The organism is Proteiniphilum sp. UBA5384 (assembly GCF_002410825.1).
GTDB lineage: Bacteria > Bacteroidota > Bacteroidia > Bacteroidales > Dysgonomonadaceae > Proteiniphilum.
Map to the genome: position 1 here is coordinate 118,913 of NZ_DHOS01000062.1, position 11,100 is coordinate 130,012.

The window sequence follows — 11,100 nt, forward strand, 5'->3', positions numbered from 1 at the left end:
TTTTTAATTCTTAATTTTATGGACAAGAAATCATTACGTATTCTCTTCATGGGCACTCCCGAATTTGCCGTAGAGTCGCTGAAAGCACTTGTAGAGAACGGATATAATGTAGTGGGTGTTGTCACCATGCCCGATAAACCGGCCGGTAGGGGTTATAAACTGCAACCATCACCCGTAAAGCAATATGCCCTGCAACAGGGACTTCCCGTCCTGCAACCCGAAAAACTGAAAGATGAAAGTTTTCTGAAAGAATTAAAACAACTGAATGCCGGCCTGCAGATCGTAGTGGCTTTCCGTATGTTACCGGAAGTGGTATGGAGTATGCCGCCAAAGGGAACTTTTAATCTTCACTCTTCGCTACTTCCGCAATACAGGGGTGCTGCCCCCATCAACCGGGCCATTATCAATGGGGAAAAAGAAACGGGAGTTACCACTTTTTTTCTCTCCCATGAAATTGATACGGGTAAAATCATCTTCCGGGAGAAGACAACAATCGAAGACAGCGATAATGCAGGAACTTTACACGACAGACTGATGGGAATGGGGGCACAACTGGTATTGAAAACAGTAGATGCCATATTGGAAGAGAATGTAGTCCCTGTTCCACAGGAAGAACTCATCAACAATATATCCGAATTAAAAACAGCTCCCAAAATATTCAAGGAGGATTGCCAAATTGATTGGAACAAACCCGCAAAGGAAATATACAATTTTATCCGGGGTCTCTCTCCCTATCCTGGAGCATGGACAACTCTCAAACCGGGAGATAATCAGGAAAACAGCCGCTTCAAAATATTTACCTCAGAATTAATTGAAAACCGTAAGCCTCATTTCCTTCCCGGCAGGATTGTCACCGATAACAAGACCTACATCGACGTGGTTGTCAAAGACGGCCTCCTACGGGTGACGGAACTCCAACTGACCGGCAAAAAGAGAATGAGGGCAATTGATTTTTTAAATGGATACAAATTTGAGAAAAACGCCGGTTTCCATTACCATTTATAGCTCAAACCAAATGTAAGCGTATGGCTTAACTGCCAATACTTGAGATCAGGATCGGGAGGCACTCCGTCATCAAACCTCAGGTTCACATATATTTTAGTGGAAAAAGCATTACTCAATGCCAGATCGAGTGTATTCTCAAATCCCGAAATTACCTTCTCGTAACTGGTAAAGTAAGTCAGGTTTGAATCCCATGTGATATACCTTGTAATATTGTATTTCATTATGGCCGTGACGGTACTACCAAAGTCCAGAAGACTTTTTTTGTCCTCGGGGATACCGAAACGTTTCACATTCACAGAGTCGTTCCAGACATATTTATAGTTGATAGAAACGGGAGCGATTGCCAGTTCCAACTTAACCTTACGGTGTCGTACCGTTTTTGAAGGTTTGTCGAGCGTATATTTCAATCCCCCCCCCACATTTACATACAGCGGAGACAGGAACGCCGCACGAAGATCATTCGAATTGACCGGATAGGCATGGAGAGCCTGTGATTTTGCTTCCAGGTTGATAGAATAAGACCACCCCTTTGCAAATGCATCTATGCCAAAGTCGCCATAATAGCGGATAAGGTCATTACCGATACGGGTTTTACGAAGCGAATCGTCAGGAGAATTAAAAATAGAGACCCTCCACTCAAGCGTATTATTGAACCGAACCTTATCTTTTTTATAGTTCGCCCTAAGAAGTTGATGGCTATTAAAATTCAGGTTATTGGTACCGCCCTGATGCCAGTTATCGGAAAATCTATTCTGTATGAACTGGAAAGAATGTTCACCGGAAGTCACCCAATACTTTCGTCCAATGGTAGCACCTTCCACTCCCGGCGCCTCCAATGAGTAGGTGGTTTCGGTTTTGATCAGTTCGCGGAATGGGTTGAAAGTCTCTTTCACAACGTGATCATCAGAAGCATGCAAACGAGGTATCGAGTCAAAACTGGCTACTGAATACCTCATCCTGTCGGGATAGGCCATATAATAATCACGCCGCACTTTTTGCACAAAATCCACATGCTCCAACCGTGGAGCAAATGTCTTCTCAAGCGGGATAAGTGTTCCCCGGTCATCCTCTTTTTCCGTAGAATAAAGCGACAATTCACGGGGAAGCATATCCCCTGTAAATATCATCGGCAGGAAAAGCGGGTTATAAAAAAGGGTATCCCGGAATGAAAGCCCCGTCATCGCATCAAAGCTACTATAGTTCACAGGAAGTTGCAGTGTACCATTTCCTTTTCTCGTATAGAGTGAATCAAGTGGATTCTTGTACCGACGAACAGTATCTGTCCTCACAGGCAGAATATCATCTAACAATGAAGCTTCAGGAATTATAATTTTTTCCGGAAGGGTATCCGGTGAAATTATATCCGGAATTTGTTCCAGTGATTCAATCCTACTCTCCTCAATCTCTTTGGGTTGTGCCGTACGACGCTCAATTTGCCTACTGATGTCGGTAATGTCTCTGAACAGATCCAAGCTGTCTGTCACCGATATGGAGTCAGGCCTCTCTACCGACAGGTTCGTAATCCCGGAAGCTACTGTTCCAAATGAACAGGCAGAGACAATCAAAAAGGGGAGAATAATTCGTTTCATACGATTTATTTTATCTTTTTATTTCAATTTTTTTCATATACACACCCACTCTTCCAATGGGCAAAGATACAAAAAAGTTCTATTTACTCTTTGTTTTTCTTGCCCAAGACTTTAAAACTTACTATTTTTAAGGGATAAAGAATTAAAGCAAAAAAACTTTTTTCATGGTTTATCTGTTATTCAATTTATCGGAATTGTATTTTTGTTTTCAGTAATTTCCAATTGTGAATTTATTAGTTATTTTATTATAAAATCGTATGAAAAAAATTTCTTTCATTTTATTGATCGTGATAGGTGCCATGGGGCTCACCGGATGTCAGGGATACAACCGGATGGTGGAAAAGCAAGAGGCAGTCACCTCCCAGTGGGGTAACGTGCAGAATAACTATCAACGCCGTGCCGACCTTATTCCTAACCTGGTAAATACAGTAAAGGGTTATGCCCAACATGAACAGGAAACCTTTACACAGGTGACTGAGGCGCGGGCCAAAGCCACTCAGACAACTATCAGCCCGGAGAATTTAACGGAGGAAAACCTGAAACAATACCAACAAGCACAGGATGAACTCAGCCAGGCTTTGGGCAGGCTACTATTGATACAGGAGAATTACCCCGAGTTGAAAGCGAATGAGAACTTCCTTGCATTACAGGATCAACTGGAGGGTACGGAAAACCGAATAGCGGTAGAACGCAATAGGTTCAATATGCTGGCGCAGGATTACAACGCCTATATTCGTAAATTTCCACAGGTAGTCTACGCAAAATGGTTCAAATTTGAGCCCAAAGCCTACTTCGAAGCCACTACCGAAGCCCAAACCGCTCCACAAGTACAGTTCTGAAAAGAAAGTCCCCGGTTTAAGAGAAAAAATTCAGGATAGGGGCAAATTTAAGAGAAACCAGAGGTCGTTTGAAATATGTTAAGTAAAGAGGAACTACAACGGATCACGGAATCAATTCAACTCGCAGAAAGCCATACATCGGGAGAGATACGTGTATGTATTGCCCGGCAGTGTAATGGCAATCCCCTGGAGGCCGCATTGAAAAAATTCCACCAGCTTAAGATAAATAAAACCCGCCTCCACAACGGTGTGCTCATTTATGTATCTCCCTCTAACCACAAAGCCGCCATTATCGGGGATGAAGGTATTCACGATATGGTCAATAGCGGATTCTGGAACGAGGCGATGGAAAAAATGCTTACCTATTTCAAAAACGGAGAGATCACAGAAGGTATTTGCAAGGGGGTAGGCAAAGTAGGCGAGTTGATCAAATCACGTTATCCGGTATCGGATAATGATATAAACGAATTGGGCGATGAAGTCATCCTGGAAGAATAAATACTTGTTTATACTTATATTCCTTTCTTTTACTTTTAGGTTATCCGCCCAAGATATCCCGGAACCGATGGTACCTTACCGGCTGGTGAACGACTTTGCCGATATTTTCTCACCCTCCGAAGAAATGGCACTGGAGCAAAAATTGCGGGCATATAACGATTCCACATCTACACAGATATATATTGTATCTGTAAGTGACTTGGGCGGGTATGACGTCTCCGATTATGCTTTTCGGTTGGGAGAAAAATGGCAGATAGGACAGAAAAGTAAGGATAACGGCGCCGTTATCCTTGTTAAACCAAAAACCGGTAATAGCCGCGGCCAGGCCTTTATAGCTACCGGTTACGGTCTGGAAGCATATATCACTGACATCTATGCCGGCCGTATTGTTCGCAACGAGATGATCCCCTATTTCATGGAAGACGATTATTTTGGCGGGATAAATGCAGCTGTGGATGCCATGATTGCTCGTCTCTCCGGTGAGTTTGCCGCCGATGCCGATGAAGAGGAGGGGATCCCGTTTTTTGGAATTATCATCATCCTGATCGTCATTGTCCTGTTGATCTCTTTCTTTTCTAAAGGAGGAGACCAGCATGTCAACGGAGGTGGACACCGGACAAGTTCCCCCACTATATTCTTTCCTCCTCTGTCGCGCGGCCGCACTAGCGGAGGTTTCGGCAGCGGGGGCTGGAATGGAGGCTCTGGCGGTGGAGGTATGGGCGGCTTCGGCGGAGGCGGAGGCGGAAGATTCGGTGGCGGAGGTGCCGGAGGAAGCTGGTAGCATGAAAAACGAAATTATGATTACCATACTGGGACCTACTGCAAGCGGGAAAACAACGTTTGCAGCACAATTGGCATACTCACTCAATGGAGAAGTCATCAGTGCCGATTCCCGACAGATATACCGGCAAATGGATATCGGCACCGGCAAGGATATCGCTGAATATACAGTAAAAGAAACCGCCCTCCCTTATCACCTGATCGATATCCGCGAACCGGGAGAAAAATACACCCTGTTTGATTATCAACACGACTTCCATAGAGTTTATCAGGATATTCTCTCGCGGGAAAAGACACCCATCCTCTGCGGAGGTACCGGTCTTTATATCGAATCGGTATTGAAAGGGTATAACCTGCCCGACGTGCCGGCCAATCCGGAATTGAGGATGGTTCTTGAAAGTAAATCACTTGATGAGCTGACAGATATTCTCCGAAATTATCGTCCATTGCATAATATTACCGACACCGACAGTAAAAAAAGGGCAATCCGCGCTATCGAAATAGAAGAATTCAAATCGAAACAAGAAAGTACAGCCACATCGTTTCCGGCCATTGAAAGTACGATACTGGGACTTGATATTGGTAGGGAATTGCGCAGGAAAAAAATCACTGCACGCCTCCGGACACGCCTGAAAGAAGGGATGATTGAAGAGATACAGGATATACTCGATTCGGGAGTCTCACCTGAAGACCTTATCTATTATGGACTGGAATATAAATTCGTCACACTATATGCAACCGGCAAGCTAAGTTATGAAGAGATGTACCGGCAATTGGAAATTGCAATCCATCAGTTTGCTAAACGGCAAATGACATGGTTCAGGGGCATGGAACGGCGTGGATTTACCATCCATTGGATAGATGCCACGCTCCCCATGGAGCAAAAACTACAACTGGCACATTCATTTATCGGGAAAAAATCGTAATTTTGTTGTCCGGATAATAATGAAGGTGCCAAAGCGACAGGATATGCAAGGCGCTTCCGTCAATTCTCTATTTTTAGAAATTAACACCGATGATCAAAGGAAAATTCCCCGTTGAGGAGTTCAAACAACTCGACACACCGTTTTATTATTATGATATAGCGTTACTGCGATCCACGCTCGAAACAATAAAAAGGGAGACGGAAGGCAAGCCTTTTCATGTGCATTATGCCGTGAAAGCAAATGCCAATCCACGTATCCTGAAAGAGATTGCCTCATATGGGTTTGGCGCTGACTGTGTCAGTGGCAACGAAATACGGGCAGCATTGGAAGCGGGATTTAGCCCGGATAAGATCGTTTTTGCCGGTGTGGGGAAAAGCGATAAGGAAATACAAATCGGCCTTGATAACGATATTTGCTGTTTTAACGTAGAATCGATTCCGGAACTTGAAGTATTGAACATATTGGCAGCGGCAAAAAGTAAAATAACCAAGGTGGCACTCCGCATCAATCCAAATATAGATGCGCATACTCACAAATATATCACTACCGGCCTAAATGAAAATAAGTTCGGCATCAATGAACAGGATCTGCCACGGATACTTGGGATAATAAAAGCATCACAAAACCTGCAATTTACCGGCATCCATTTCCATATCGGCTCACAGATCACCGACCTCAAATCGTTTGAAGACCTGTGCGTAAAAGCAAAAGAGTTAGAGGAATGGTTCAACGGGCAAGGAATCAAATTATCCGTCATCAACGTAGGTGGCGGATTGGGAATAAACTACCAGCACCCCAATCATATTCCGATGGCGGATTTCGAATCTTATTTCCGGCTCTTTGAAAAAAACCTTCCTCTACAGGAAAACCAACAACTGCATTTTGAACTGGGGCGCGCGGTAGTGGCACCCTGCGGCTCACTCATATCACGGGTACTCTATGTAAAAGAGGGCATACAAAAGAATTTTCTCATTGTGGATGCCGGAATGACAGATCTGATACGTCCGGCACTTTATCAGGCATTTCACCATATAGAGAATATTTCTTCCGACAAGGATCCGACACCATACGACGTGGTAGGTCCCATCTGCGAATCGAGTGATGTCTTTGCAGAACAGATACTTCTCAATGAAAGTACCAGGGGTGACCTGATCGCCATCCGGTCTGCCGGCGCCTACGGAGAAGTCATGGCCTCACAGTATAATTGCCGTAATTTACCTCTATCCTATTTCTCCGATCAACTTTAAATATATGGATGTTCTTTATTCGCTGCTCAACCAATTCACACTCCCGGAATGGATATTAACGGGTACACTGCTGATGTGTTTCCTGATCCAACTCTTTTTCTGGCTTTTTATCTACAGACGGCCTTATACCTATCAGAAAAAGAAAGGTGAATCTTCTTTTCCCACAGAATCGTTCCCGGCCATCTCGGTGATTGTCACTTCGAAGAACAGTGCCCAAGAACTGGAACGGAACCTGCCATTCATACTGGAACAGGATTATCCCAATTTTGAAGTGATTGTAGTAAACAGCGGATCGACAGATGATACCGATATCGTATTGAAAGCCGCCGAATTGAAGTATCCCCAACTATATCATACTTACGTACCTGCAGAAGCCGACGGAGGCATTAACGAAAAGAAACTCGCACTCACATTGGGAATCAAAGCGGCAAAGAATGATTTTCTCCTGTTCACCGAAGTCTACTGTAAACCTTGCTCAGAACATTGGATCAGGGAATTTGCAAAAGAATTTGCAAAAGGGAAAGAGGTTATCTTAGGTTTTAACCGGTTGGAAATTCCCCCAAAGACAGGTTTACGAGGTTTTATAATGTACGACAATCTGATCCATCACCTGAAATTCCTTTCAATGGCAATCCGTCACAGGCCCTTCATGGGAATCGGACGGAACCTGGCCTATAAAAAGGAGCTTTTTTTCAGGAATAAGGGGTTTTCACCTGTATTGAATCTGGAAAACGGTGAAGACGATATATATATCAACCGGATCGCCCCCAAAAAAAAGACAGGAGTAGTACTTTCCAAAGAGAGCCTGACGGAGACCGGCAACATACGGCACTTCTCAGAATGGCGTGCACTAAAATCGCGGTACCTCTATTCGAAAAAATATTACAAAGGATTTTCCTCCCGTATCTTTAGTCTGGAAACATTCTCAAAATACCTCTTCTACCTGTTAACGATAGGAGGAATTACGCTGGGAGTACTCATGAAAAACTATCTTCTCATGGGATTCGTATTGTTGCTTTTCATTGTAAGATACAGCCTGCAACTAAGGGTGATTACCCTCACAAGCCGCCTTTTTGGTGCAGGTAAATACCATATCAATCTTTTATTTTATGACATTTTCCAGCCACTCAACAACGGACGGTTCAAAAAATACGCCTCCAAAAAGTAGACAATCTGTCAGCCAAAAGAGGCTATAAATGAAACGAGTAGGGTTAAAACCGGTTAATCGCACTTTATTTGCGTTAAAAGTGTTAAAAGCAAAACTCCAGCTAAAATAATTGCATACTATTTGTCATATATTTGTCAGGAAAATGACAAATAAATATCAATACATAAAAATATGAACACAGGAAATAGTAAAAATGTACTCTTAGTGGTACTGGTAGCGATTGTAAGTTCAATTGTCACTGTATTCGGTTATAACGCAATAAGTAAGAATAACTCCGACAAGGCAGGTTCCGGCTTATCGGGAGGCATAGTTTCCGAAGATGTCAGAGGATATGCCAACACTTTTGAACAAGACAAAAATGTAGTGCTTACTAACCTCACCACCGCTGAAGGATATCCTGATTTTACGGAAGCGGCTTCCAAATCGGTTGACGGGGTTGTACACGTAAAAACTACCACGGTAACCCAGCAACAATACATCAATCCGTTCGATTTCTTCTTCGGATTCGGAGACCGGATGCCTTCTCAACCACGTGAACAGGTGGGATACGGATCTGGAGTAATCATCTCAAAAGACGGATATATCATCACCAACAACCACGTGGTAGCCAATGCCAGGGAAGTATCGGTTACACTGAACGACAATAGGGAATTTGTAGCCAAAGTAGTGGGTACCGATACTCAAAGCGATATCGCACTGATCAAAATCGAGGGAGAGAATCTTCCTTACCTTACTTTCGGAAATTCAGATGCCTTGAAAGTCGGAGAATGGGTATTGGCTGTCGGTAATCCTTTCAACCTTACCTCTACTGTCACCGCCGGCATCGTGAGTGCCAAAAACAGGGGGAATGTGATGGGGGGAGAACTGGGAATCCAGTCTTTTATTCAAATAGATGCAGCTGTGAACCCCGGTAATAGCGGTGGAGCATTGGTCAATACCCGCGGAGAATTAGTAGGCATCAACACCGCTATATACTCGCAAACGGGTAGTTTTGCCGGTTATGCTTTTGCCGTGCCAATTTCGATTGCGGGAAAGGTGGCTTCCGACTTGAAAGAATATGGTTCCGTACAGCGCGCCCTCCTGGGAATTATGGCACCCAATATCGAGGAAGTTAGACGTCATGACCCCGACAAAGCCCGTGAGTTATCTCTAATAAAAGGTGTAGTAGTAGAAGGTTTCGGCGACCGCAGCGCTGCCAAGGCAGCCGGTATCCAGAAAGGCGACATAATCACCGCTATCAACAATACCCCGGTCCATAACTTTGCAGAACTGCAGAATCAATTGAACAGATACCGTCCCGGGAACAAAGTCAATGTGACGGTCGACCGCAATGGGAACTCACGCTCCTTTACCGTTGAACTCACTAATGACGAAGGAAGTACTGAAATAACAAAAGGAACAAGCGCTATCAATACTTTAGGTGCCAAATTCAAACAAATTCCCGATGAAAAGAAAAGATCTCTGGGTATCTCGAGTGGTATCGAAGTCGAAAGTGTGGAAAGCAACGGCCTCCTCCGTAAAGAGGGAATTAATAAAGGATTCATCATCATGAGGATCAATAATACAGCTGTCAACAGCGAAAGCGATATAACTAACATCGTAACAGCGACCAATAATAGTCAGGACAAAGTGTTACTCGTTGCCGGTTTTTACCCGCCCAACGGAAGAACCCAATATATTGCGATCGATTTGACCAACAGACGATAGAAATTAGTTAATGGAGGTTAATCTCAACTTTTTGAGTAACAAAAAAGTAGTTAATCGTGTTTTATAGCAAAGGGATTGGGTTATATGCCAAGTTCCTTTGCTGTACTTTATCAAAGGGGTTTTTATTTAAGTATCAGAAATATTTCGTACTTTTGCACCCCCAAAAGATGCATAAGAAGATAACTTAATAAGGATTAAGTATAAATGAGACAATTAAAGATTACAAAATCAATCACAAACCGGGAAAGTGCTTCTCTCGATAAATACCTCCAGGAGATCGGTCGTGAAGACCTGATTACCGTGGAAGAAGAGGTAGAATTGGCACAAGCCATCAAGAGAGGCGACCGTCAGGCGCTGGAAAAGCTCACCAGAGCCAATCTCCGTTTTGTGGTATCGGTAGCAAAACAGTACCAAAATCAGGGATTGAGTTTGCCGGACCTGATTAATGAGGGTAACCTCGGTCTGATAAAAGCTGCCGAAAAATTTGACGAAACCAGAGGATTCAAATTCATCAGTTATGCTGTTTGGTGGATTCGTCAATCAATTCTGCAAGCATTGGCCGAACAATCCAGAATTGTAAGGCTACCATTGAACCAGGTAGGATCTCTCAACAAGATAAGCAAAGCCTTCCAAAAATTTGAACAGGAGAATGAACGGAGGCCTTCAGCCGAAGAACTGGCACAGGAATTGGACCTGTCTGTAGAAAAAGTAACCGATTCACTGAAAGTATCGGGGCGGCATATCTCCATGGATGCTCCTTTTGTGGAGGGAGAAGATAACAGTTTACTGGATGTATTGGTAAACGATGATGCACCTATTGCTGACCGCACACTGATTAATGAGTCACTTCAAAAGGAAATTGATCGCGCGCTCTCTACTCTGACAGAGCGGGAAAGTGATATTATTAAAATGTTTTTCGGTATTGGTTGCCAGGAGATGACCCTGGAAGAGATTGGCGATAAGTTCCAACTAACACGTGAGCGCGTACGTCAAATCAAGGAAAAAGCAATCCGACGACTAAGGCAGGATTCCAGAAGTAAATTATTGAAAACCTATCTTGGTTAATTTCACACAAATATAAACAAAATAAAACGGAAAAAAAATACTCGAAAGGGCGCTATAAATACGTTTTTTGTTGATTTTTTACACAAAAAAGAGTATATGTAAAAATTAAGTTTTATATTTGTGATCCGAAGTGAGAAAAATTTTACTTTGGTGAACATTATTTTAAAGAAGATGTTATACATGAAGTAGGAAATAATCATGCTGAGCGCAGCATACGGTACTCAATCGGATAACGAAAAATGATATCGAGTTATTGTAATAAAATGTTTAATTAGA

10 protein-coding genes are annotated in these 11,100 nt (G+C 43.2%); 9 read left to right on the forward strand and 1 reads right to left on the reverse strand.

The genetic code is table 11. The annotated features are described in order from the left end of the window. Positions 1-18 precede the first annotated feature (18 nt). On the forward strand, positions 19-1,005 hold the full coding sequence (gene fmt / locus B4G81_RS11855) for a methionyl-tRNA formyltransferase (RefSeq protein WP_294082763.1): 987 nt from the start codon (positions 19-21) through the stop codon (positions 1,003-1,005). Here fmt and B4G81_RS11860 read toward each other — a convergent pair. Then, on the reverse strand, positions 993-2,594 hold the full coding sequence (locus tag B4G81_RS11860; RefSeq protein ID WP_294082765.1) for a DUF3078 domain-containing protein: 1,602 nt from the start codon (positions 2,592-2,594) through the stop codon (positions 993-995). The two genes, fmt and B4G81_RS11860, sit on opposite strands and share 13 nt — an antisense overlap. Before the next feature lie 257 nt (positions 2,595-2,851). Here B4G81_RS11860 and B4G81_RS11865 point away from each other — a divergent pair, with 257 nt between their 5' ends. From B4G81_RS11865 to B4G81_RS11900, 8 genes are all read left to right on the forward strand, one after another. Next, positions 2,852-3,433, forward strand: coding sequence for a LemA family protein (locus B4G81_RS11865; protein ID WP_294082767.1), 582 nt, complete (start codon positions 2,852-2,854; stop codon positions 3,431-3,433). A gap of 75 nt (positions 3,434-3,508) precedes the next feature. Further along, positions 3,509-3,931, forward strand: coding sequence for a TPM domain-containing protein (locus tag B4G81_RS11870; protein WP_294082769.1), 423 nt, complete (start codon positions 3,509-3,511; stop codon positions 3,929-3,931). Further along, positions 3,909-4,712, forward strand: coding sequence for a TPM domain-containing protein (locus tag B4G81_RS11875; RefSeq protein WP_294082771.1), 804 nt, complete (start codon positions 3,909-3,911; stop codon positions 4,710-4,712). The genes B4G81_RS11870 and B4G81_RS11875 overlap by 23 nt, the downstream gene beginning before the upstream one ends. Position 4,713: 1 nt before the next feature. After that, positions 4,714-5,637, forward strand: coding sequence for a tRNA (adenosine(37)-N6)-dimethylallyltransferase MiaA (gene miaA, locus B4G81_RS11880; protein WP_294082794.1), 924 nt, complete (start codon positions 4,714-4,716; stop codon positions 5,635-5,637). Between the two features lie 89 nt (positions 5,638-5,726). Then, a complete protein-coding gene (gene lysA / locus B4G81_RS11885; protein WP_294082773.1) occupies positions 5,727-6,884 on the forward strand; it encodes a diaminopimelate decarboxylase in 1,158 nt (385 codons plus the stop codon). A 4-nt stretch (positions 6,885-6,888) separates the two neighbouring features. Beyond that, positions 6,889-8,052, forward strand: a complete 1,164-nt coding sequence (locus B4G81_RS11890; RefSeq protein ID WP_294082775.1) for a glycosyltransferase — start codon at positions 6,889-6,891, stop codon at positions 8,050-8,052. A gap of 171 nt (positions 8,053-8,223) precedes the next feature. After that, positions 8,224-9,759 (forward strand): Do family serine endopeptidase, encoded by a 1,536-nt coding sequence (locus tag B4G81_RS11895; protein ID WP_294082777.1) that lies wholly within the window; start codon positions 8,224-8,226, stop codon positions 9,757-9,759. A 204-nt stretch (positions 9,760-9,963) separates the two neighbouring features. Continuing rightward, the gene (locus tag B4G81_RS11900) at positions 9,964-10,824 is read left to right on the forward strand and encodes a sigma-70 family RNA polymerase sigma factor (RefSeq protein ID WP_294082780.1); all 861 of its coding nucleotides are present in this window, start codon (positions 9,964-9,966) and stop codon (positions 10,822-10,824) included. Positions 10,825-11,100 lie beyond the last annotated feature (276 nt).